The 23,884-nt window shown below is 63.3% G+C and carries 19 protein-coding genes; 9 read left to right on the forward strand and 10 right to left on the reverse strand.

The window, feature by feature from the left end; all coding sequences use genetic code 11:
- Positions 1-103: 103 nt before the first annotated feature.
- Positions 104-1,309, reverse strand: coding sequence for an ABC transporter substrate-binding protein (locus PAN31117_RS17015; protein WP_150739239.1), 1,206 nt, complete (start codon positions 1,307-1,309; stop codon positions 104-106).
- A 224-nt stretch (positions 1,310-1,533) separates the two neighbouring features.
- Between PAN31117_RS17015 and PAN31117_RS17020 the strand changes: the two genes are divergently transcribed.
- Entirely contained in the window at positions 1,534-2,598 is a 1,065-nt protein-coding gene (locus PAN31117_RS17020) for a FadR/GntR family transcriptional regulator (RefSeq protein ID WP_150739240.1), read from the forward strand.
- 26 nt (positions 2,599-2,624) lie between these two features.
- Here the strand turns inward: PAN31117_RS17020 and PAN31117_RS17025 are convergent, their stop codons facing one another.
- The 4 genes from PAN31117_RS17025 to PAN31117_RS17040 form a co-directional block, all read right to left on the reverse strand.
- Complete coding sequence (locus PAN31117_RS17025; RefSeq protein ID WP_150739241.1) at positions 2,625-3,707, reverse strand: agmatine deiminase family protein; 1,083 nt, start codon at positions 3,705-3,707, stop codon at positions 2,625-2,627.
- Positions 3,708-3,772: 65 nt separating this feature from the next.
- On the reverse strand, positions 3,773-4,372 hold the full coding sequence (locus PAN31117_RS17030; protein ID WP_174991005.1) for a molybdopterin-dependent oxidoreductase: 600 nt from the start codon (positions 4,370-4,372) through the stop codon (positions 3,773-3,775).
- Positions 4,373-4,562: 190 nt separating this feature from the next.
- On the reverse strand, positions 4,563-8,339 hold the full coding sequence (locus tag PAN31117_RS17035) for an AfsR/SARP family transcriptional regulator (RefSeq protein ID WP_174991006.1): 3,777 nt from the start codon (positions 8,337-8,339) through the stop codon (positions 4,563-4,565).
- Between the two features lie 261 nt (positions 8,340-8,600).
- On the reverse strand, positions 8,601-9,566 hold the full coding sequence (locus PAN31117_RS17040) for an aliphatic sulfonate ABC transporter substrate-binding protein (RefSeq protein ID WP_150739325.1): 966 nt from the start codon (positions 9,564-9,566) through the stop codon (positions 8,601-8,603).
- 732 nt (positions 9,567-10,298) lie between these two features.
- Here PAN31117_RS17040 and PAN31117_RS17045 point away from each other — a divergent pair.
- Positions 10,299-12,542 carry a TonB-dependent receptor gene (locus tag PAN31117_RS17045; RefSeq protein WP_150739244.1) on the forward strand — a complete coding sequence of 748 codons (2,244 nt, stop codon included), beginning with the start codon at positions 10,299-10,301 and terminating at the stop codon, positions 12,540-12,542.
- Between the two features lie 142 nt (positions 12,543-12,684).
- Entirely contained in the window at positions 12,685-13,371 is a 687-nt protein-coding gene (locus tag PAN31117_RS17050; protein WP_150739245.1) for a Fe2+-dependent dioxygenase, read from the forward strand.
- Positions 13,372-13,467: 96 nt separating this feature from the next.
- On the opposite strand, the gene PAN31117_RS17055 is transcribed toward PAN31117_RS17050, so the two are convergent.
- A complete protein-coding gene (locus tag PAN31117_RS17055) occupies positions 13,468-14,037 on the reverse strand; it encodes a Spy/CpxP family protein refolding chaperone (protein ID WP_150739246.1) in 570 nt (189 codons plus the stop codon).
- 251 nt (positions 14,038-14,288) lie between these two features.
- The gene (locus PAN31117_RS17060; RefSeq protein ID WP_150575072.1) at positions 14,289-14,696 is read right to left on the reverse strand and encodes a DoxX family protein; all 408 of its coding nucleotides are present in this window, start codon (positions 14,694-14,696) and stop codon (positions 14,289-14,291) included.
- 380 nt (positions 14,697-15,076) lie between these two features.
- On the opposite strand from PAN31117_RS17060, the gene PAN31117_RS17065 reads away from it, so the two are divergent.
- The 3 genes from PAN31117_RS17065 (at position 15,077) to PAN31117_RS17075 (ending at position 17,108) form a co-directional block, all read left to right on the forward strand.
- Entirely contained in the window at positions 15,077-15,664 is a 588-nt protein-coding gene (locus tag PAN31117_RS17065) for a hypothetical protein (protein WP_150739247.1), read from the forward strand.
- Between the two features lie 152 nt (positions 15,665-15,816).
- A complete protein-coding gene (locus PAN31117_RS17070) occupies positions 15,817-16,218 on the forward strand; it encodes a PaaI family thioesterase (RefSeq protein WP_150739248.1) in 402 nt (133 codons plus the stop codon).
- A gap of 44 nt (positions 16,219-16,262) precedes the next feature.
- Positions 16,263-17,108, forward strand: coding sequence for a patatin-like phospholipase family protein (locus PAN31117_RS17075; protein WP_150739249.1), 846 nt, complete (start codon positions 16,263-16,265; stop codon positions 17,106-17,108).
- Between the two features lie 79 nt (positions 17,109-17,187).
- Here PAN31117_RS17075 and PAN31117_RS17080 read toward each other — a convergent pair whose 3' ends face one another.
- Positions 17,188-18,198, reverse strand: coding sequence for a D-2-hydroxyacid dehydrogenase family protein (locus tag PAN31117_RS17080; RefSeq protein WP_150739250.1), 1,011 nt, complete (start codon positions 18,196-18,198; stop codon positions 17,188-17,190).
- A gap of 453 nt (positions 18,199-18,651) precedes the next feature.
- Between PAN31117_RS17080 and PAN31117_RS17085 the strand changes: the two genes are divergently transcribed.
- The 3 genes from PAN31117_RS17085 to PAN31117_RS17095 all read left to right on the forward strand — a co-directional run bounded on the left by PAN31117_RS17085 (position 18,652) and on the right by PAN31117_RS17095 (position 21,444).
- Positions 18,652-20,538, forward strand: a complete 1,887-nt coding sequence (locus PAN31117_RS17085) for a phosphoenolpyruvate carboxykinase (GTP) (RefSeq protein ID WP_246189142.1) — start codon at positions 18,652-18,654, stop codon at positions 20,536-20,538.
- A gap of 250 nt (positions 20,539-20,788) precedes the next feature.
- Positions 20,789-20,995, forward strand: a complete 207-nt coding sequence (locus PAN31117_RS17090; RefSeq protein WP_150739251.1) for a hypothetical protein — start codon at positions 20,789-20,791, stop codon at positions 20,993-20,995.
- A gap of 29 nt (positions 20,996-21,024) precedes the next feature.
- Complete coding sequence (locus tag PAN31117_RS17095) at positions 21,025-21,444, forward strand: type II toxin-antitoxin system VapC family toxin (RefSeq protein ID WP_150739252.1); 420 nt, start codon at positions 21,025-21,027, stop codon at positions 21,442-21,444.
- 32 nt (positions 21,445-21,476) lie between these two features.
- Here the strand turns inward: PAN31117_RS17095 and PAN31117_RS17100 are convergent, their stop codons facing one another.
- Both PAN31117_RS17100 and PAN31117_RS17105 read right to left on the reverse strand, forming a co-directional pair.
- Positions 21,477-22,109: a response regulator gene (locus tag PAN31117_RS17100; protein WP_039394571.1), complete on the reverse strand. Its 633-nt coding sequence runs from the start codon at positions 22,107-22,109 to the stop codon at positions 21,477-21,479.
- Complete coding sequence (locus PAN31117_RS17105; protein WP_150663850.1) at positions 22,106-23,494, reverse strand: cache domain-containing protein; 1,389 nt, start codon at positions 23,492-23,494, stop codon at positions 22,106-22,108. The genes PAN31117_RS17100 and PAN31117_RS17105 overlap by 4 nt, the downstream gene beginning before the upstream one ends.
- Positions 23,495-23,884: the final 390 nt, after the last annotated feature.

The following is a 23,884-nucleotide window of genomic DNA, read 5'->3' on the forward strand; positions in this document are numbered from 1 at the left end:
CGCCCGCTTCGCGAGAGGATGCTGCACAGACGACACATGCGGGGACGACGTGCGTCCCCGCGAGCGACAGATTTCAGACCATGCGAGACGATGCGCGACGGCGTCAGGCCATCTTGCACTCGGTCTTGTCGAGCGGCAGGAACGACTTCCCTGCACTCACGATGTCGGCATAGTCGTCGGCGTTCTTCATCTTCGCCTTCGCCTTGCCCTTGAGCAGGTAATAGTTCTTGAGCACCTGATGGTCGCCCTTGCGAATCTCTTCCGGTCCCGTGAGACCGTCGTACTTCAGGCCCTCCATCGCCGCGATGACCGCCTTCGGATCGGCGCTCCCCGCCTTGACCATGCCGTCAAGCATGAGCTTGGTGCAGATGTAAGAGCCCGCAAGACTGTAGTTCGGGTTCTGCTTGAAGCGGTCTTGCGTGCGCTTGACCAGATCGAGGTTCAGCGGCGAGGCCACGGCGTGCCAGTACTGCGCGCCGAAGTACACACCGTCGCACAGATCCGCGCCGAGCGTCTCGAACTGCTCCAGACCCGAGGCCCAGGCCATCAGGATCGTGCAGTTCTTCTTCATGCCGAAGCTCACGGCCTGACGCAGCGTGTCGGACGACTGCGAGCCGAAGTTCAGGATCAGCAACACGTCGGGTTTCGCGGCGGCCGCGTTCGTCAGATAGCCCGAAAACTCCTTTTCGGTGAGCGAGTGATAGCTGTTGCCCACGTGCTCGATGCCCTTCTCCTTGAAGATACTCTTCGCGGCGGTGAGCAACCCTTCGCCGAACACGTACTGCGGCGTGATCGTGTACCAGCGTTTGGCCTTCGGCATCGACTCGATGAGCGGACGCACCGTCTGCTCAATCGCACCGAAGGTCGGCACGGACCAGCGGAACGTGGCGTTGTTGCAGTCCTTGCCGGTGATTTCGTCAGCCCCGGCCGTGGTGATGAAGATGCCGCCGGCCTTCTCGACTTCCTTGCCCATGGCGAGCGCTTCCGAGGAGAGAATGCCGCCAGCGAAGAAGCGAGCGCCCTTCTGCTGCGCAATTTCCTGCACGCGGCGAATTGCCGTTGCGGGTTTACCTTCGGTATCGAGCGTGGTGTAAGCGAGCGGACGGCCGAGCACTTTGCCGTACTGCTCGACGATGAGTTTCATGCCCAGATCGGCGAACTTGCCGTTGGCGGCGAACGGCCCCGACATGGGCACCGGACACGCCAGCTGAATGGCACCGGTGCTTTGCGCGAACACGTCGCGAGCGGTGAATAGAGAGCCGGGCAGAGACGCCGCGGCGGCGAGCTTCAACAGTTCACGACGATTCAATTTGGTCTCCAGTCGGGGAGCAATCGTTCATGGGGTCAAACGCCTTTTTCCCTATCCGTCATATTTATTATGATAAATAGGATGGATTTGATCGTAGGTATAATGATTTTCCGTGTCAATCGGAAAAAATTCCGATCCGGGACAACCCGGAAAGCAAGACACGACGTGTGTTCACCGCTGCGGTGACGCATGTTTCAAGTGCGAACAGACTCCTGAGGCGCTACATGGCATTGGATGCACACACGGTGCGAGAGCCGTTGGAAATCAAACAGCAAAAGCGGGGCGATCTGGTCGCCGAAGCCATCAAGCGTCTGATCACGGAAGGCAATCTGTTGCCCGGCGATCGTCTGCCGCGCGAAGTCGAATTGCAGCAAATGTTCGGCGTGTCGAAGAGCACGATTCGCGAAGCCCTCAAGTCGCTCGAAGTGCAGGGGCTCATCAAGGTGAGCACCGGGCCGTCGGGCGGTGGCATGGTCGTGGAGGTGCCGCTGGAGCGCACGTTCCAGCTCATGCAGAACTATCTCTTCTTCAAAGAAGTAAGCATCGACGACATCTATACGGTGCGTCAGTTGCTCGAACCCGAACTCGCCGCCGGTGCGGTGCCGCACCTGACCGAAGCCGATTTCGCCGCGCTCGAGAACAACATGTCGTGTTGCAGTCCGGCGTCGCACGATCGTCACGAGTTGCTGCGTCAGCGTCAGGCCGATGTCGACTTTCACGACATTCTCGCGGCCGCCAATCCCAACAGTTTCCTGCGCTTTACGTGCGAACTCGTCAACGAGATGATCCGTCAGCTGATCGTGTTCGGTAACGAGACGCCGCGTCGCGAACACGAGAAGTTCGGTACAGCGAACGTCAACATCCATCGTGAGATTACGGACGCGGCGCGCGCTGGCGATGCCGAGCGCGTGCGCGAACTCATGCACTTCCACATGCAGGAGGCGCGCACGTACATCAAACGAATGAACGGGAAGCTGCGCGGCCGTCTGATTCTCGATTCGGATATCGCCGACATGCAGCAGCGTGTGCGTTCGCAATTGGGTGCGAATGCTGCCCCCGCGTCGCGCCGTAAGTCAGCGGCGAAGACGGAGAAGATCGCGACGGCGGACGCTGCACCGGCACCGAAGCGCGCGACGCGCAAGACAACGGGCGAGGGCGTTGTGAGGAACGCCGCGACGAAGACGGTGGCGACGAAGGTTCCGGTCGCGAAGAAGGCTGCGGCGAAATCCACCGCGAAGACCGCAACGCAGCCCAAAGCGCGGACTGCGCGACGCACCTCGTCAAACTGAAGCGATAGGCGGTGCAGCGCGAAGCATCAGGTCAGCACCGCCGCTGGCTGCTGTTGCGTGCAGCAGTGAATGCCGCCGCCACGCCGGGCGATAGCGCGTAACGGCAATTGCACGACGCGTCGCTCGGGAAATGCTTGCTGCACGATGTTGCGAGCATGCACATCGGCCTTCGCGTCGCCGAAGGACGCCATCACCACACCACCGTTTGGTAGGTAGAAGTTCACATATTCCGGCGCGAAGTCGGCATCGGTGGCGAGATCGACGGGCAGCGCTTCGAAGTCCGGCGCGCGTAGCAGGCCGATATCGAAGTGCCTTCCCCGGGCATCGCGCGCGAGCAGCAGTGCTTTCAGATTTTCACGCATCTCCCGTGCCCGCTCGTCGCCACCCTCGGCGCCCGTCGCCAGCAGTGCGCCGGGACGCACGAAGCTCGCGATGCCGTCGATATGTCCGTCGGTGATCGTATCGAGCGTGGAGCCCGGCAGCCAGACGACTTTCGTCACCCCGAGCCAATGACGAAACACCGCGTCGGCTTCGCTGCGCGTCAGACCCGGGTTGCGGTTCTCGTTGAGGATCGACGTCTGCGTCACGATCAGCGTGCCGTCACCGTCGACCAGCAGCGATCCGCCTTCGGCCACGATGGGTGCGAGCGATGCGGTCATCGGTGTCCTCTCGTCAAGCGCACGCGCCACCCGCTGCGCGAGCTTCGCGTCGGCCTCGATGCATTGCATCCACGGCTTTCCCCAACCGTTGAAGTTCCAGCACAGCGCGTGCGGGGTGAGGGCGTCGTCGAGCAGGAAGGTAGGGCTGGTGTCGCGCATCCAGTGATCGTCGACCGGCATGGCGTAAAGCGTGACGTTATCGGGCAGGGCGCGACGCGCTTCGTCCAGATGCGCCGGATCGACGGCGACGCGTAGCGGCTCGAACAGGGCGATGGCGTGGGCGATGCGGGTCAGTTCGCCCAGGAGCGACTGACGCTGCGCGGTGGCGACGACCGAGCTACCCGGCCATGCCATCCAGCAAGCGGCATGCGGATGCCACTCCGGTGGCATGCGCCAGTGGCCGATGGCGTTCGTGCTTGCTGCGAGGGGCTGTCCGGAAGATGCCGTCATGATTCGGGTCGCCGTGATGAAAAAGTGCCGCTAGTGTAGGCGGCGCACGCGCGCTGCGATTGCCCTCAGAGGGCTGACGGTTCTGCCAGATGGACGGTGAGGCGCTTGAGTGCACGCACCTGACGCAGCGCGACACGCAGATCGCCGGTCGAAATTAGGCCGATGCCTCCCTCGTCGTCGCCGAGCGGCTGACCATCGCGCTCGTAGACGACCAGTGCGCCGACACCGATCGACGTGTTGTACAACTCGTGCCACGAGAACATGACGGTGTAGCCGTCCGCGCCCTGTGCGAGCACATACGCTCGCGTGAAGTCGCGCGCCTGTGGCAGACGCCACTGCGCGACGTCGAGCAGCGCCGTGAGCCGCACGCCCTTGTACTCGCTAGCGCTGCGTACCTTGCGACCGGACAGACAGACGACGTCGAGCGGCCCGGTCAACTGCGTGGGCAGGCGCATGAGCGCACACAGATCGAAGGAGTGACGGCGTTTGACACTGCCCGAGACGACGACTTCGCTCGACGTGTGCAATGCCATCGCGGGTGGTGGTGCAGATGTCGGGGAGAGACCGGTCGGTATGGGACTGACGAGCGTGAGCGGTGCGCCGGTGCCGGTGAGGCGTGCGTCCGGCGCAGCGCCGAGGTTCGCGCTCAAGGGGTCGATGGGCATGGTGGATTCGGTGTGTCGGCCTGGGGGAGCCGGTCGTCTCAATATAGCGGCCGACCCCGGCGCGGACATACGAAGTCGCTGATAGCGGCTATTCGCGGCGCAAAAGCGCGAAGAAACGCGGGGCCGAAGCAGGCCCCGCATATGCTAACTGCTGCCGATGGGCGTCACGCACAGCGACGCCCCGCAAGCATCAACTGCCATAGCGGGCAGGGCGCGTCGCCGTGGTTTTACCGGTATGACGTGCGGCTACCTCCGCCAGCGTGGCGCGCGCTTCCTGCACGTCCGCCAGCGTCTCGCCGCCTTGCAGGGCGTCGAGCGCGTCGCGCAGCACGGTCATGCATTCGGCGTCGCTCAGCGTGTCCGGCGCGTTGCCGCCACCCAGACGCAACAGACTGTGTGCGGCGCGCAGCGTCAGCATGGGCGAGGCTTGTGCCCGTGCGATTTGCAACGCGTGTTCGAGCCACGGACGGATCGCGTCGTCGGCGTGATGTCCCGCACGTAGGAAGTCCCCCTTCTGCCGCAGGAACTCCGCTTGCCAGTGCCCGTCGCTGCGACGCGCCGACAAATGCGCGCCGCGCTCAGCCGCATGCAAACCGAGTGCGATATCACCGGTGCCTGCGCAGGCTTCGACGAGCAGACCGAAGAACATCCCTTCGACGCCGCCCATGATCTCGCTGAGTCGGCCGACGCTGTCGGTAATGCGCTCCAGGCCGTTCACATCGCCGCGCGACGCAAGCGCCCACCCGCGAATCGTCTGCCCGGCGAGCGCCCAGAGGGCCACGCCCGCCTCGGACGCTACTTCGGTCGCCTCGCTCGCCAGTGCTTCGGCGGGCGCGACTTCGCGCCGCAGGCGGCGCAGCATCGCCGCGAACACCAGCGCAAAGGCGAACGAGTAACGGCGGCCCTGCTGACGTCCCATCGCCAGCGCTTCCTCGCTCGCGGCGAGCGACGCGTCGTGACGTCCCGCGAACCAGTAAGCCCACGAGAGGAACGACAGGCCCGTGATGCGCGCGTCTTCTCCGAGGCCGGTGTCGGCGTGTTCGGGGCGGTAATGCGCCAGACCGGTTTCCAGCGCCGTGATGGCCCCGCCGAAATCGCCGTGACAGCACAGGCTGTTGCCCAGCGCGTAGTACGCGTGCGCGAGCAACGGCGGGGCACCGGCTTGCTCGGCAATGAGAATGAGCTTGCGCGCCAGTTCGGTGCTGCGCTCGAAGTCGCTCCATGAGCTGGAGCCGAGCCACAGTCCCCAGTACACGGGGAAGAGGGCGATGTCGTCGCCCATCGGCTGAGCCAGCGCCAGTGCCGTTTCGAAGTTGTGACGTGCAGGCTCCGAGCCGTAACCGTGCAGGGAGACGAGTGGCACGCCCATCGCCATGCGCAGTTGCAGTTCGCGCGGCGCGGTCTGTGCGCTGGTGCCGGTCTGACGCAGCACGTCCAGCGCGCTTTGATAGTGTGCACACGCTTCACGAAATGCCTGACGACCGGTGGCGTACTCCCCCGCGAGGCGGTAGTGCTCGATGGCGGCGTCGGGTTCGTCGGCCTGACGGAAGTGCCACGCCAGCACTTCGGGTTCGGTCTGAACGGCGGCGTGATCGCGCATCGCCAGCGCAATGCGGCGGTGTGCGTCTTGTCGGCGCTCTTGCGGCTGTGCGTCGTACGCGGCTTTATGCAGCAATGCGTGACGGAAGACGTAGCGTCCGAGGTCCTGACGTTGCACGAGGGCGCAGGCGACGAGCGTGTCCAGCGCGCGCTCGACGAGCGCCATCGAACGGCCGCTCGCAGCGGCCAGCAATTCCGCGTGGAACTCATGTCCGAGACACGACGCGAAGTGCGCCACGGGCTTGGCGCTGCCCGCCGCGTCGATGCGCGCCATCATCAGTTCCTGAAGGCTCGCGGGCATCGGCATGGTGTTCGCGGTGTTGCGTCCGCCTTGCTGCGCGGCCGTTGCGCGTGCCAGTTCCTGAAGGAACAGCGGCACGCCTTCGGCCAGATGCACGATGCGCTCGCGCATGGCGGCAGGCAGGGCGACGCGCGGCGTGGCGGCCCGCACGATGGAGGCTGCGGCCCCTGCGTCGAGCGGTGCGAGATCGATACGACGAAGTCCGACGGTATGCCGCCAGGGCAACTCGAATTCGGGGCGCGCGCACACGATCAGCAAGCGTCCGCCCGGCGCATTCTCCGCCATCACGGCGAGCAATTCTTGCGTTGACGGGTCGGCCCAGTGCGCGTCGTCGAGCGTGATGACGCCGCCGTCAGGCAACAGCGTGGCAAGTAGTGTGGGCGCTTCGTTGAGCACGGCCTGCTTCCATGCATGCGGCACGTTGCCGTCGGCATGCATGTCGAACAGCGCACGCAATCGCCTCAGGGCGAGCAGCGCGGGTTGCGGCAACTGCGAGGCCTCGACCGTCGACTGCGCACGCAGCCAGCGCGCGATCGGATGGAACGGCGTGCCTGCGCCGTCCTGTGCGCAGGCGAGATCAATGGAGCGCAGGCCGCCCGTCTCGACGAAGTGACGCACGAGCGCGGTCTTGCCAATGCCCGCTTCGCCGATGACCAGCGCCAATACGCCGTGGCCGGTGCTGGCGTCACGCATGGCGGCATGCGCAGCGGCGAGTTCGGCCAAGGCGGCGTCGCGGCCGAACAGCGTGGCCGCACGGCGGCGCGAACGACGCTCTGGAGTGGGATCGGGGTTGACGCGAAAGACCGGAATTTCGCGATTGCCGTGGCGCTCGCGCACGCTGCCGTGCGCCGTCGTAGCGATGGCAACGCCGATAAGACGCTGCGTAGCGTCGCAGATCACGACTTCGCCGGGCAGCGCCATGTCGGCGAGTTGTGTAGCCGAGCGCGAGACGCGACCGCCCGTGTCGGGACTGTCGTCGGCCGCCGAGCTGATCACGAGGCCGGTGTGAACGCCCACACCGATGCCGACGCGCACGGTGCTCGCTTGCACGCAGCGCATGGCGGCTTCGACGGCATGGCGTCCCGCACCTTCCAGTGCCGTGGGGTAACCGAAGTAGCCGAGCAGGCCGCCGGTCGGGGTGCGCAACGTGTAGCCCCACGACTGTCGCAGGATCGTCTCGCACTGCACGAGGGGCGGGCGCATCATCGCGACGAGTTGGTCGGGATCGTCTACGCCGTTGGGTGCGAGTTCGATCGCGACGACGGTGATCTGGCGGCGCTCGGGTCCGGTTGCGCGCTGCTCCATGCGCGCAGGCGGCGTCTCCAGCAGTTGCGTCAGCGCGTCACCGGGCAACTCGCCGAGTTCTTCATGGAGGATGTCGCACAGACGGCGGTATTCGGTCTCGGCGTCGTCGCGACGGCCGGCGCGCAGCAGCAGGGCGATCAGGCAATGCCAGCCGGTTTCGTCGAAGGGGGCCAGCGCTACGAGCTGACGCGCGTGTGCCAGCGCCTGATCGAGATCGCCCAGACGTGCGTAACCGTCCGCAAGCAGACGTTCGCCGAAGACACGGCGACGCTGATATTCGTCGCGTTGCAGTTCGATCCACTGTTCGAGATCGGGCGTGTCGCGTACCGAGAGGCCGTGAAGGAACGGCCCCTGATATAGCGCGACGGCGTCCGCCAGATGCTGGAGGTGCGCCGCGAGATCGAGCCCGGTGACACCGTCGAGCGTGCGGTTCGCCTGCTCGATCATGCTCGCGAAGACATGTGCGTCGATCCACAGCCCGGTTTCCGGACGCAGACGCACGACTTGACGATCGGATTCGAAGAGTTCGTCGCCGAGGGTGTCGCGCAGATGGAACAGCATGCGCTTGAGCTTGTCGCGACCGCCTTGGCCGTCTTCGTCGGGCCAGAAGAGATCGGCCAGTGCGCCGCGTGTGTGATAGCCCGGTTGCAGGGCGAGATAGGCGAGCAGGCCGCGCGCTTTCGTGTATTTCACGGCGCAGGCCTGTTTTCCTTGTTCGACCCGCATCGGTCCGAGCAGGTAGAGCGATCTGTTGACTTGCATTGTCCTTGGACGGCAAATAAGCAAAACCGGCGGGGCCGCAGGGGCATGCGCCGGTATTGCGAATTTCATGATGTCATCCCGTCGGCATGCCAACGAGACGCCAAGGCCGTTCCGGGGGGGCTCCGGCCGAATGCTTTAGGTCTTACATACCGAAGTATAAACAGGTGTCTTAATTCCGTCGGAAATACCTGAAAGAATCGCTAATGAATACCCGGGGTGTCATGCGCGCGCCATGGTGATGTGCAGGGGTGTCCGGAATCCTCAGGCGGGGGCTTGCCAGATGGTCGCGTCGGCGGCGTCGATGCGCCGGGGCAGCAGTCCCGCCTGCGTGAAGACGTCCGCAATGCGCTGCTGCTCGGCAATGGCGTCGCGCCCGACAGGCTGCACGTCGTAGCTGCGGCGCTTGTTGGCAGCTTCCACGGTGGCGACGTCGAGCCCCCACACCGGTGACAACTGGGCCGCCGCCTCACGCGGGTTGGTGCGTACCCACTGACCGGTCTCACGCAACGTGCGATACACGTCGCGCAGCACGGCGTCGTGATCGCGTGCGAAGGCGGGCGTGGCGAGGTAGTAGCGCTGATAGCCAGCCAGTGCGCGTGCGGTGGTCAGGGTGCGCACCTTGTCCTGACGCTCGACGCTCGCGAGGAACGGATCCCACGTCACCCAGGCGTCGACATTGCCGCTGGCGAACGCCGCACGGCCGTCGGCCGGAGTGAGATAGGCGGGCTGCACGTCGTTGATTCGCAGACCAACGCTTTGCAAGGCCGCGATGAGCAGATAGTGCACGCCCGCGCCCTTCGTCACGGCAATACGTTTTCCCTTGAGATCCGAGAGCGTTTTGATGAGGGAATTCTGCGGGACGAGAATCGCTTCGGCGTCCGGCGACGGGGTCTCGCGCGCGACATAGGCGATGCGTGCGCCGGCCGCCTGGGCAAACACCGGCACCGTGTCAGCGACGTCCGCCGAGAAGTCGATGCTGCCCACGTTGAGCGCTTCGAGCAGCGGCAATCCGCTCGTGAATTCGTGCCACGTGAGCGTGACGTTGTGTGGGGCCAGCGCCTGCGCCAGCGTGCCGCGCGCCTTGGCGAGCACGATGAGCGTCGACGACTTCTGATAACCGACGCGCAGGGTGAGCGGGGCGTTGGCTGCGCGTGCCTGGCCGCTGTGCGTCAGCACACCGGCCGCCCCCGCGACACCCAGCGCGTTGAGCGCACCGCCCGCGAGCATCGCGGTGCCCGCGCGCTGAAGGAAGCGTCGGCGCGCAGGAGGCGGCGACGAAAGAAGAGTGTCGTCGGTATTGTCGACGGCGGCGGCAAGGTGGGCGGAATCGGGCAGGCGAGTCATGAGCGGTGCAAGGTGAGGGCGGTGAGCGGGAGCGCCGTGAACGTGAACATCTGAATGTGAACGACGGGCAGGGCGATAGCGCAACATGCGGCGCGCTGCGCCGTCGTTATTTGTATCGCGACGCATCGCGCTCACGCCAATAAGCGATTCGGCTTTGCTTAGCGTTGTTACCGTCATATCGATATCGGTGCGACGCGCTTCCCGTCGGACGTCACACGAAAACTGCCTCGGATCGGCCCCGAACACGGCGATATCGTCAGTCAAAACCGCCGCAACGCTCGTCAAGCCCGCAAATGGCGTGGAAGTCTCGCATTCGTTGCTTCTTCGCCCTCAGTGAAAACCCTGTGTTTCGTGTGGGCGAAGTGATCAATAGCGATTGCAGGTCGACGAAGCAATCCGAATACTTTCATCGCGTTACCGCACGATCGCACCGATTTGGTGCTGTTGTGTTACGACGTATTACAAAAGAACGAGTGATTTCAGTGAGTTACCGCTGCGCGGGCGTCTTGTAATGAAAATCATTCCTATTTATATTCGCGCCCCAGATCACTCCTGTGACGTCGTGCCGTCGAGCACGCATTCGTACTCACTCGTTCCGTCGTACTTTCAATCACCATGATGCAACGCAAGCCGCTGGCGCTGGCGATGATGGCGATCTTCGCCACGCCGCTCGCCGTCACCTACGCCCCGAACGCGATGGCGCAAAGCACCGCACCGAACGCGCCCGTCACCAATCAGGCCGCCCCGACGGTCATGCCTGCTGCACCCGCCGCCCCTGCGGCGGCACTGCCGCAGACGGAGGTCTCCGGCACGTCGATTCGCGAAGAGTACATGCGCGACATGTCGACGGTCGGCGGCAAAGTGCCCACGGCGATTCGCGACATTCCGCAAACGGTCACGGTCATCGACAAGGCGGTCATGCAGGCGCAGGGCGCGACGTCGTTCGCCGATGCGTTGCGCAACTCCCCCGCGATCACGCTCGGTGGCGCCGAGGGCGGGCAGATCGGCAACAACATCAACCTGCGCGGCTTCAACGCGCGTACGGACATCTATCTCGACGGCTTCCGCGACCGTGGTCAGTACTATCGCGACACGTTCGATCTGGACGCCATCGAAGTGCTCGAAGGCCCGTCGTCGATGCTCTTCGGGCGCGGATCGACCGGGGGCGTCATCAATCAGGTGAGCAAGCAGGCGAACCTCAAGCCGTTGAACGAAGTGTCGGGCACGATCGGGACGAACGACCGTTATCGCGGCTCGTTCGACTTCAATCATCCGCTCTCCGACACGGCCGCCTTCCGAATCAACGGCTTCGGTCAGGATATCCACACCACGCGCGACGTGCTGTACAACCAGGATTGGGGTGTCGCGCCGACCCTCAAGCTCGGTATCGGCACGCCCACGGAAATCACGCTCTCTGCGCTGGTCCAGCATAACCGCGACATGGCGGACTACGGCACCGTCGGTTTCAACGGCAATCCGCTGCCCATCTCGAAGAATCAGTTCTACGGGCTGACGACCGACCGCACCGTGCAGGACGTGGTGAGCGTTACGGCCAAGATCGAGCACAAGGTCGACGACAGCCTGAAGATCACGAACCAGACGAACTACAGCCGCTATTCGATCGATGCGATCGAGACGTCGGCACACGCGGTGGGTATCTCCAACGGCAGCGGCTTTACGACGCTGCCGACCGGGCCGGCGCCGGGGCTGCCGTCGTATTCGCTCGATCAACTCTCCGTCCAGTTGCAAAGCCACGACCGTCAGATCACGGACACGGCGCTGTTCAACCAGACCGACGTGGTGAAGAAGTTCGACACGGGACCGATCAAGCACACCCTGATCGCCGGTGCGGAACTTGGCCGCGACACATACGAGAATCAGACGTATCTGCGCACGGGCGCGGGGCAGGCGTCGGGCTTCCTAGGCTGGATTCCGGCGAACAGCACGGCGTACCTCGCCAGCCTGCCGAACGTCACGACGTCGACTGGCAATCTCGCGCAAGGCTCGGCGGAGACAGTGGCGTTCTACGCGAACGACACGATCGAACTGAACAAGCAGTGGAAGATCATTGGCGGTCTTCGGTGGGATCGCTATAAGGCGCAGCTCTCGAACACGATCAGCTCACCGGGCTATGCGACGCAGACCGTCAATTACACGAGCGTACGCACGGGGGTGATCTATCAGCCGAGCGAAGCGCAGTCTTATTACTTCTCGTATGGTACGTCGTTCAATCCGTCGCTTGAGACGCTGACGGTCACCAACAACACGCAAGCGTTGCCGCCGGAAACGAACGAATCGTTCGAAGTCGGCAGTAAGTGGAATCTGTTCGACGACAACCTCTCGATCAGCACCGCGCTGTTCCAGGTCACGAAGAACAACGCACGCACGCAGACTGGCACGACGGGTGACTACAGCGACGCAGGCAAGGTGCGCATTCGCGGTGCGGAAGTGAGCGCGACGGGGCACATCACGTCGAACTGGCAAGTGATGGGCGGCTACATGTTCCTGAACTCGCAAGTCGTGCAGGCCAACGACGGCACGCAGGGCAATGTGCTCGCGAATACGCCGCGACATTCGCTCACGCTGTGGTCGACGTACACGCTCGGCCATTGGGAAGTGGGCGGCGGCATGAACTACATGTCGATGCGCTACGCGGCGAACACCAACCTGATTCGGGTGGGTGGCTACACACGCTGGGATGCCACTGTGGCCTACCATCAGCCGAAGTACGACATCCGCTTCAACCTGCTCAACGTGTTCAACAAGACGTATTGGGACGGGCTGATTCAGTCGGACGGCGGACGCGCGACACCAGGGATCGGACGCACGGCGCTGCTCACTGGGACGTATCGTTTCTGATCGTTGCCCGAGCGGACTTCGCGGGGCCTAAGCGCAGAGCGAAGCGCCGTCCCGCACCGCGCAAAATGACGCACAATACGAGGCACGAACCGGCATCAGTGGCCGGTTTCGCGCCTTGTGCTTTCTTCAAAGGATGCCGCCCATGCAGCTCCGAATACCGAATGTTCTCACCGCCGATCAGGTGCGTCGGGTCCGTTTGAGGCTCGACAACGCGGGCGAAGCGTGGGTCGACGGCCTTGCCACGGCGGGGTATCAGGGCGCGCCCGTCAAACAGAACCAGCAGATCGACGAACGCTCGCCCGTCGCGCACGAACTCGGCGACATCATTCTGGCCGCGCTCGAGCGCAATCCCCTGTTCATCAGCGCTGCGCTGCCGAACAAAGTCTACGCGCCGATGTTCAACCGCTACGGCGAAGGCATGCACTTCGGCAATCATGTGGACGGTGCGATCCGTTTGCAACCGGGCAGCGGCATGCGCATCCGCACCGACATCTCCGCCACGCTGTTTCTCGCGTCGCCGGACGAATACGACGGCGGCGAACTCGTCATCGAAGATCAGTACGGTGCGCATCAGGTGAAGCTCGCGGCGGGGGACATGGTGCTGTATCCGGCGACCAGCCTGCATCGTGTCAACCCGATTACGCGTGGTGTGCGCGTGGGGTGCTTTTTCTGGGTGCAGAGCCTCGTGCGCGACGACACACAGCGCACGCTGCTCTTCGACATGGATAACGCCATTCAGCGTCTGAACACGACGGACGCGGACGAGACGGCGCGTCGCACGCTCGTGGGCTGTTATCACAACCTGCTGCGGGTCTGGAGCGAGACCTGAACAAACTGAGCGCAAAAAAACGCCCGATCCCTGCTTAAGGGACCGGGCGTTTCACAACATGCCGGGCGTTCGCACCCGGCGGCGCTGGCCTCGCGCTTATTGTGCCTGACCGGCAGGTGCCGGCGTCGGTGCCGGAGCCGGGGCTCCCTTGTGCATCTGGCCGCGATGCTGCATCGCCTTGTCATGCCAGGCCTTCATCTTCGCCCAGCGTGCCTTGATGGCATTGCTCACAAGCACCTTCTGGTCGTTGTTCAGGCCGTTGTACACGTTCAGCCACGCATCTTCGGTCTGGCTGCGAAGCTGGCGGTTCTGATCGAACACCTTTTCGCGGGCGGCACGCATGCCGGCCAGATCGAGCACCTGCTGGTCCTTCGCCTGACCGATCATCTGACGGAATTGCTCGCCATTCTTACGCATGGCGTCGCGATTCTGCTTCGACGTGGCTACCGCTTGCTGCCAGGCCTGTTCCTGTTGCGCGTTGAGCTTCAGTTGGTCGTGCAGCTTGCTGATGTTACCCAGCCCCCAGGGGCCGTGGTCGCCGCGCATGTGATGCATGGCGGCGTGCGGTCCGGTGGCCGGCTCAGGGGTGTCCGCGGCATGGGCGACGCCGAACATCGCGGAGGCGGCAACGATTGCCGACGCGGCGGCGATCTTCAGTTTGCGCATGGTGTTGACTCCTTTTGATACTGCCGGAATTGGCAGTTTCAGAGTAAGTCATCAGTGAACCTAACAAGTTGCAAAGTGCAACCGCTGTATTACTCAGCGTTACCAGCGCCCGCGTTTGCAACATTCCGAAACGACTCGGCCCGCCGTTGCCTGGGTGGGCAAGGGCGGGCCGTGCTGACGAAACGCGCGACATGCCGCGCGTCGTCCGGTTCCCGAGGGGGGCGCCTTCGCGCCCTACGGTTCCTTGTGGATTAGTCCCAGGCGCCGCGACCGCCAGATACGCTGTACCGGCCAGCGCCGAAGAGGATGACGCACAGGCCCATGAACAGATAGAAGCCTTGTAATTCCAGCGCCCAGCCGCCAGTCTTCGACAGATCGCCCAGTTGGCTCAGGTGAACCAGCGAGAAGGCGACGAGCATGTTGCCCACGACGAGCAAGCCACCCAGACGGGTAAGCACGCCGAGAATCAGCAGGACAGGGGCGAGGACTTCACCCAGATATGCGCCATAGGCGAGAAACGCCGGCAGACCGTGCGATGTGATCATGCCCTCGATAAATCCGACACCGTTGATGACTTTGCTGACGCCGTGAAACAGCAGCAGGATGCCGAGGGTGAGGCGCAAGATCAGTTTGCCGAGATCGTCTCTGGTGCTCTGCATGGTGAAGGCTCCTTCTTGACTCGCTTGTTCGCGTAAGGGGGGCTGACAGACAACGGAGTGGCGCGCCCCCTTCGATGTTTGCAACGTCGGAACGGGTAGGGCGTGCCGGCCAAATGGGCACCACTGTATCAAAACGTTACGGCGCTGTCTGCGGGTGTCCCAACGATTTCATGGACATAGCGAAAGACGCCCCCATCAGCGCGATTACACGCCGTTACTTTTCGGACTGCCGCGTTACACAACGGCTGTCGGCGCATGGCCGGCGCGCTTCGTTATTACGGTCAAGGACGCAGCAAATCGTCGGCAATTCCGCCGGCAGGCGCGATCCCCCCGTCGAGTCTCCGACGAAGCAAAACGCCCTAAGGCATAAGGATTCCATCATGAACGTCCGTAAAACTCTGATTCTGAGCGCTGTGACCGTGGCTTTCGGTGGCTTGTTCGCCTCGCAGGCGTTCGCCCAGGGCACCGGGACCGAAACGGCACGCGACATCAATCAGCAGCAACGCATCGAGAACGGCTTGAAGAGCGGCCAGTTGACGACCAAGGAAGCGTCGGGTCTGGAGAAGGGCGAAGCGAAGATCGACAAGATGCAGGCGCATGCCGATCGCACGGGCGACACTGCCGCGCAGAAGGCGCGCATCGCCAACGCGCAGAACAAGGAAAGCGCGAAGATCGATCAGCTCAAGCACAATGACCGGGTGGCGAATCCGACGTCCAAGTCGTCCGAGCGCTTGCAGTCAGACGTGCAGCGTAACGTCAATCAGGAGAAGCGCATCGCCCAAGGGCAAGCGGCCGGGACGTTGAACAACAAGCAGGTCGGCAGCCTCGAGAAGGGCCAGGCGCATGTAGACGCCGCCGAGGCGCACGCCGCCAAGAACGGTCACGTGAGCGCAGGTGAGCAGTCCGGCGTTCAACATCGCGAGAACCATCAGAGCCAGCGTATTCATCAGGACAAGACGAACGGCTAAGCGATTTTCATCGAGCGTCGCTCAGTCGTCCTGAAGGCTTCCTAGCTGTCCCGAGTGTCTGCTCTACGCGCCACCCTTTACCGGGTGGCGCGTTTGTTTTGGGGCTATCATCGGCGTCACGAAAACAAGCATGACGATGGAGGATGGACAGGATGGAGCTGGTGCAAGCGCAAAAGATGCTCGAAGAACTCGTCTCGCCGTGGGTGCGGCAACTGAACCTGCAAGTCGAGGCCGTCGGCCCCGACGAAAGCGAGCTACGGTTGCCGTTCGATGCCGCGTTCAAGCACGGTGGCGGCGTGATCTGCGGACAGGTGTTCATGGCTGTGGCAGATACCGCGATGGTGGTGGCGTTGTCCGCCGCGCTCGGTGGCTTCCAGCCGATGACGACGGTTACGCTCAACACGCAGTTCATGCGTCCCGTCACGGACGGCGATCTGCGCGTGATCGCGCGAATTCTGCGTCGAGGCAAGAATCTGGTGTTCGGCGAGATCGAGATTTTCGACGCGTCCGGCAAGATGGCCGTGCATGCAACGACCACCTACGCGCTGCTGTGACGAATTGACGGCGGCGTCGCGAGGCCGCCTCAGAGGAGACCCCGATGTTCGATCAGATCGTCTTTGCCGGTGGCGGTAACCGCTGCTGGTGGCAGGCCGGATTTTGGGAGCGCGTCTCGCGCGATGTACCGCTGCGTCCGCGCGTTATCACCGGCATTTCGGCCGGTGCGGCCACGGCATGCATGCTGCATATGCGGGCGTCGGACTGGGTGATGGATTACTACCGGCAGGCGCTCGCGGGCAATCGCAAGAACGCCTATTGGGGCAACCTGCTGCGACGCGAGCGGGTGTTCCCGCATTACCGCATCTATCGTCAGGCATTGCTAGACATCTACGACGGTCAACTCGACAAGCTCGCCGCCGGACCGGAGATTCGCGTGGGCGTGTCGCACATCCCCCGCTGGCTGGGACCGCGCAGCGCGACGGCGGCCGGACTCGTGGCGTACAACATCGACAAACATTGGCGGCGCACGCTGCATCCGACGCTCGCCCGCAGCCTCGGGTTTCGTCCGGAATTCGTGCGAGCGCAGGACTGCCGCACGACCGAGGAACTGGCGGATCTGATGTTGCAATCGTCGTGCACGCCGCCGTTCACACCGATTTTGCGACGTGGCGGCCGAGCGGTACTCGATGGGGGTATGGTCGATAACGTTCCCGTCGATGCGCTCGATGCCACGCCCGGACAAGTGCTCGTGCTGGTGACGCGGCGCTATCCGCGTCCGCAAATCTTTACGCAGCATCATGCCGGGCAGGACCGGCTGTATGTGCAGCCGTCCGAGCCGGTGCCGATTTCAAGCTGGGATTACACGCGCCCCGAGAATATGGCGCCGGCGTTCGCGCTCGGCCGCAAGGACGGCGAGACCTTTCTGCGGCATCTGGCGTCGATGTAACGGCGAGCCATACAGCCGAGCGGTTGCGCCGACGTTGGGTCGGCGCTGCATCGATGTCGTGGGGCGAGAGGGGAGCGGGTTAACGTCCGAAGCCGAGCAGAGCTGCCGGATTCGCGACGTGCGAACGATCGCCGTTCAGGAAGTTGACGATGTTCTCGAACGCGACGCGGAAGTACAACTCGTAGCTCTCACGCTCGACGTAGCCGATGTGCGGCGTGCACACACAGTTCTCCAGACGTAGCAACGGATTGCCTTGCAGAATCGGCTCGCTCTCGAAGACATCAATGGCGGCCATGCCGGGGCGCGCGCGGTTCAGCGCGGTGATGAGGGCGTTCTCTTCCACCAGTTCGGCGCGGCTCGTGTTCACGAACAATGCCGTGGGCTTCATCTGCAAGAGGTCTTCCAGTTTCACGACGTGACGCGTCTCGTCGTTCAGACGCAGGTGAAGCGAGAGTACATCGCTTTGCGTGAAGAGCTCTTCCTTGCTATTCGCCACACGCAGACCGTCGGCGGCCGCCGCTTCGCGTGAGCCTTCGCGTCCCCACACCATCACTTCCATCCCGAACGCCTTGCCGTAACCGGCGACGAGACGGCCAATCTTGCCGTAGCCCCACAGACCGAGCGTCTGGCCGCGCAGCACCTGACCCATCCCGAAATTCGGCGGCATGCTCGACGACTTCAGGCCCGACTGCTGCCATGCGCCGTGCTTGAGGCTGGAGACGTACTGGGGAATCCGGCGTTGGGCGGCCATGATCAGCGCCCAGGTGAGTTCGGCCGGTGCGATGGGGGAGCCGACGCCTTCGAGCACGGCCACGCCGCGTGCGGTACAGGCGTCGATGTCGATGTGACTGCCGGCGCGACCGGTCTGGCTGATGACACGCAGGCGCGGCAGTTTGTCGATGAGTTGCGCCGTGATGGCGGTGCGCTCGCGAATCAGAACGAGCACCTCGGCTTCTCCGACCCGGGCCGCAAGCTGCCCGACGCCTTTTACCGTGTTGTTGAAGACCTTGACGTCATGACCGGCCAGAAGGGAGAAAGAATCGAGCTTGCGAACGGCGTCCTGATAGTCGTCGAGAATGGCAATTTTCATGGCAAAGCGTAATCGGATCGGCGCAGAACGGCGGCATTCTGCACAGACGGAGCAATCGTCGGGGCCCACCCCGACGGGCGGGCATGCTTGTTCTGGGCGTGGGCGGCGCGAGGCGGGGCAAACCCCTTGCCGCCTTGTTGCGACGCAGCACCGGAGCAATTTTTGCGGTGGTATGCTGACGCCTCGTTTTGCATAGTATGGCAGGTGTCCTGGCAACCATGGCGAAACCGCCTAAACACGATGGCAAAAAATCGAACCCACCCCGCAAATGCGAGTCGGACCGGGTGAGTGAGACGCCAACTGTGACGTCCCTCCGGTATCCCCAACCGGATGGACCGCCCGGTCACGCAGGGCGCCTGCGCGGTGCTCTTATATAAGGACGACCGGTGCTCGCACCCACCGGCGCTTCAACGTCCGCTTCGATTTCCCCGACTCTGCATGGAGACAACCCCCATGACGCAAGCCAGTGTGAGCGCTAATGCGCTCAACGCCTCTTCCTCGTCCAATGTTGCCACGCGTGATCTGCCCGGTTGGGTGCGTCACCGCAAACTGATCGACTGGGTCTCGCATATCGCGGCGATCACGCAACCCGAGCGTGTCGTCTGGTGCGACGGCTCGCAAGAAGAGTACGACCGTTTGTGCGAACAGATGGTCGCCGCCGGGACAATGCAGCGGCTCAATCCCGCCAAGCGCCCCAATTCGTTCCTCGCGCTGTCCGATCCGTCGGATGTCGCGCGCGTGGAAGATCGCACATTCATCTGCAGCGAGAAGCGCGAAGACGCCGGCCCGACCAATCACTGGATCGATCCGGCCGAGATGCGCACGACGCTCGACGGGCTGTTCCAGGGCTGCATGCAGGGACGCACGATGTACGTCGTGCCGTTCTCGATGGGCCCGCTCGGCTCGCCGATCGCGCACATCGGCGTGGAATTGTCCGACACGCCGTACGTCGCGGTGAACATGCGCATCATGACGCGCATGGGCCGCGCCGTGTACGACGTACTCGGCGACGACGGCGAATTCGTGCCTTGCGTGCATACCGTGGGTGCACCGCTCGCCGCTGGCGCGAAAGACGTGGCATGGCCGTGCAACAGCACGAAGTACATCGTCCACTTCCCGGAAACGCGCGAGATCTGGAGCTACGGCTCAGGCTACGGCGGCAACGCGCTGCTGGGCAAGAAGTGCTTCGCGCTGCGCATCGCCTCGACGATGGGCCGCGACGAAGGCTGGCTTGCCGAACACATGCTGATCCTGGGCGTGACGTCGCCGCAGGGCAAGAAGTACCACGTCGCGGCGGCGTTCCCGTCGGCCTGCGGCAAGACCAACTTCGCTATGCTGATTCCGCCGAAGGGCTTCGATGGCTGGAAGGTCGAGACCATCGGTGACGACATCGCATGGATCAAACCGGGTAAGGACGGCCGTCTGTACGCCATCAATCCGGAAGCGGGCTTCTTCGGCGTAGCGCCGGGCACGAGCCAGAAGACGAATCCGAACGCGTTGGCGACGCTGGGCGAAAACGTGATCTTCACGAACGTCGCGCTCACGGACGACGGCGATGTGTGGTGGGAAGGTCTGACCGACACGCCGCCCGCGCACCTGATCGACTGGCAGGGCAAGGACTGGACGCCCGAGACTGCGAAGGAAACCGGCCGCAAGGCGGCGCATCCGAACTCACGCTTCACGGCGCCGGCGTCGCAATGCCCGTCGATCGACGCCGACTGGGAGAACCCGGCCGGCGTGGCGATCGATGCGTTCATCTTCGGTGGACGCCGCTCGACCACGGTGCCGCTGGTCACGGAAGCGCGCGACTGGACCGAGGGCGTGTACATGGCCGCGACGATGGGCTCGGAGACGACCGCGGCAGCCGCGGGCCAGCAAGGTGTGGTGCGTCGCGATCCGTTTGCGATGCTGCCGTTCTGCGGTTACAACATGGCCGACTACTTCCAGCATTGGCTCGACACGGGCGCGCATCTCGACAAGTCGGGCGCCACGCTACCGAAGATCTACTGCGTGAACTGGTTCCGCAAGGGGGCCGACGGCAAGTTCGTGTGGCCGGGCTTCGGCGAGAACATGCGCGTGCTGGCATGGATGCTGGGTCGTATCGACGGCACTGCGCAGGGCACGGAGAACGCCTTCGGCATTACGCCGCGCTACGAAGATCTGAACTGGGACGGTCTGTCGTTCACGCCGGCGCAGTTCGACGACGTCACCTCGATGGATCCTGCCGCGTGGCACGAAGAACTCAAGCTTCACGCCGAACTGTTCGACACGCTCAAGCACCATCTGCCGCAGGCACTGCTCGATACGAAGGCCGACATCGAGCGCCGTCTGAAGTCGTGATGTTGGCGATGATGGATACATCGCAAACGTCGTCAACGTCACGATAGCGCTGTTGTAATCCTGAGTCCGCAGCACGATCCCGCCGAGGGAAACTTCGGCGGGATTTTTTATTGCCTTGTGATCCTTCCGAAAGGTGCGTCAGTCAACGCGTTGGCCGGTTTTCGAAAGTCTTCCGGTGCTAGCATTTATCTCGTCATCCGAATGTTTAATTTGGATGACGGATTTTGGTTATGGACGGAAGGAGGAGCTTATGTACACGATGGTGATCGAGGGAATTGATGAGCAATTGATGCAGTCGCTTCAACTGCGGGCCACGAATACGAACATTACGCCTGAGCAGGAGGTGTTGCGGGTGTTGAATTACTTTGCGCGAGAGCCGGAATTCGTGGACTTTTACGATGCGCTAACGCGTTTCCCTAACGTGGGGCTCGATAGTGATTTCGAGCGTGTTAACTGATGCTACGGTCGAGGCGACAAGGAGCGCGCATGTTTCTGCTCGATACAAACGTCATAAGCGAGCTTAGGAAGGGCGGTGGCGGCGATGCTGGCGTTGATCGGTTTTATCGTCATGCCGGACGCTCGTCGAGGCGACGATACCTTTCCGTTATTTCGTTGGGGGAGTTGCGCCGAGGTGCCCTATTGCTTCGTCATCGCAACGACGTTATCCAGGCCGGACTCATCGAAAATTGGATTCAGGTGATGCGGGGCGACTTCGTCGACCGCATTCTACCGATCGACATGGCCGTCAGTGACGTGTGGGCGCACATGCGTGTACCCCATAAGCAGAATCCAATCGATAAGCTCATCGCGGCAACTGCGCTGGTCCACAAGCTTGTTGTCGTCACGCGCAACGTCAAGGATTTCTCGGAAACCGGGGTGGAGGTGCACAACCCTTTCCTACATTAGACGAACGGCGCGAAAGCATTTCTCGACCGACGTTACAGCCGATTCTCCACCGCAAACTTGATCAACTCCGCCTGCCCTTCGATGCCGAGCTTGCGTTTGATGTTGAGGCGATGGGTTTCCACCGTGCGCACAGAAAGGTCCATTTCCGTGGCGATCTGTTTGTTCGCGAGTCCGTGCGCAATGCGCGTGAGGATTTCGCGCTCGCGAGGCGTGAGCGAATCGATGGGGGCGTGCGATGTGGAGGCCTGCACGACACGCGCCGCAATCGCGGCGCTGTAGTAAGCATCGCCACGTGCCACACGTTCGATGGCCGTCACGATCTCGTGTGCGGGCGCGTCCTTGAGCACGTAGCCGCGCGCACCGGCGCGTACCGCCTGACGCACATACTCCGCGTTGTCGTGCATCGAGAGAATCAGCACAGCGATATGCGGAAACTGCTCACGAAACTGCGCCGTCAGCTCGATGCCGTTCGTGCCGCGCATGCTGATGTCCATCAGGGCGAGATCGGGCGATGCCGTCTTCGCGCGGGTCAGGGCTTCCTGCGCGTTGCCCGCTTCGCCAACGACCTGCAAGTTGGGTGCCGCGTCGAATCGCGCGCGCAGGCCGTCGCGCACTAACGGGTGGTCGTCGATCAACAGGAGTCGGATGGGGTGAGCTTGCATCATTTGCGAGTGGTTGCGCGAAGTGCCGCTTTCACGGCGGCCGGCGTGAGGGGGACCCACGCGCTGATGGTCGTGAGGCCGGGCCAGGATTGAATGCCGAGGGCACCGCCTACGGCGTCGAGCCGTTCGCGCATATTGCGCAGGCCGATGCCGTGACGAGGATCGTGATGCACGTCGGTGACGTCGAAACCGCGTCCATCGTCGGCAATCGACAGATGAATGCCGTCGGATTTGAAGATGAGCAAAATCGACACACGTGAGGCATTCGCGTGACGCTCGATGTTCGTCAGCGCTTCCTGTGCGATTCGGTAGAGCATCGTCTTGATGTTGTCGTCAAGCGTCGGCGCATCGCCCTCGACGTTCATCTCCACGGGAAGCCCCGCGTGCGAGCCGAACTCCCGGGCGAGCTGCTCGATCGCGGCCGCAAGCCCCAGATCGTCGAGCATTGCGGGGCGCAACGCTTGCGAAATACGCCGGACTTCGCCGAGCGTGCCGTTCAGCCGTTCGATGGCAACGCCCAGCGTGGCGCTGGCCGCCGCAGGCGATCCTGGCAGACGCATCGACGCCGATTCGAGCAGGAGCTTGACCGAGACGAGCAACTGGCTGATGCCGTCGTGCAACTCGCGCGAGATGCGCGAACGCTCCAGTTCCTGCGACTCTACGACCTGACGCGCGAGCTGCCGCAGCTTGGCGTCGGCGGTCTTGAGTTCGGTAATGTTCACCACCAGGCCGCACAGGCCGACGATGGCGAGACACGACGACGCGATCAGCGTGATCCAGATCAGCGTGCGGTCGATGTTCGCCTGCGCACGATCGTCGGACTCGCGTAAGGTCGCTTCGACGTCGTCGAGGTAAATACCCGTGCCGATCATCCAGTTCCAGCGCGGCAGGGCGATGACGTAACCGAGCTTCGGTGTCATCTGTTGCTGGCGCGATGGTTTTTCCCACGCGTATTGAACGTAGCCGCCGCCAGCGCGGGCGGCCGCGATGAGGCGCTGGATCGTGGGCGCACCGGACTCGTCCTTGAGCGACCAGAGATTGTGGCCGACGAGTTCCGGCTGACGCGGATGCATCAAGCTGCGGCCCTGTAGGTCGTAGACGAAGAAGTAGCCGTCCTGACCGAATTCCATCCGGGCGAGCGTGGCCAGGGCGGCTTCACGCGCAGCGGGCGTATCCGGGCCGTTGTAAAGCGGCTCGATGGCGTTGCGCGCGAGACCCACGTAATGCAGCAGCTCGGCCCGCTTGTTGGCCAGCGATGTGGTCTGTACGGCCTCGTGCTGCGCGCGCGATAGCTCAATACCCTGGTGTCGCACGGCAAGCGCGATGGCGACCATCGCCAACGCAACCGGCAGCAGCGACAGGACGAAAAATTTCTGTCGGAGATTCATGGCATTCGATAAGCCTGCAATGCCGCGACCGCCGGTTTCAAAGGTGCGCGCTACGTACTAGCACGTAGCGAACCTGCGTAGTTCCGCGCTTGTGGCGCGTCGGGCAAACGCCAATACTACACGCCGAATCGTGGCCGGGGCTGCCGAGTGTAACTCGCAAGTCCGTTCCCGGTGTTGGCAAGATGTCCGGCAAGCTCGCATGCGTCCATGCGCGGACCGGGCGGAAGGTCACAAGCGTCGCCACTGGTCTTCGCTGTCGTCACCCCCCCACAGAGGGGCGCGCCAGTGAGCCGTACGCGAAAGCGCTTCGCGCTGCGATTCGGGACACCGACACGGTGTCACACCAAGAGGCGGGACAGTGTCGCAACGGCACCGTCCCGGGTTGCTGCC

This window comes from Pandoraea anapnoica (assembly GCF_902459765.1).
GTDB lineage: Bacteria > Pseudomonadota > Gammaproteobacteria > Burkholderiales > Burkholderiaceae > Pandoraea > Pandoraea anapnoica.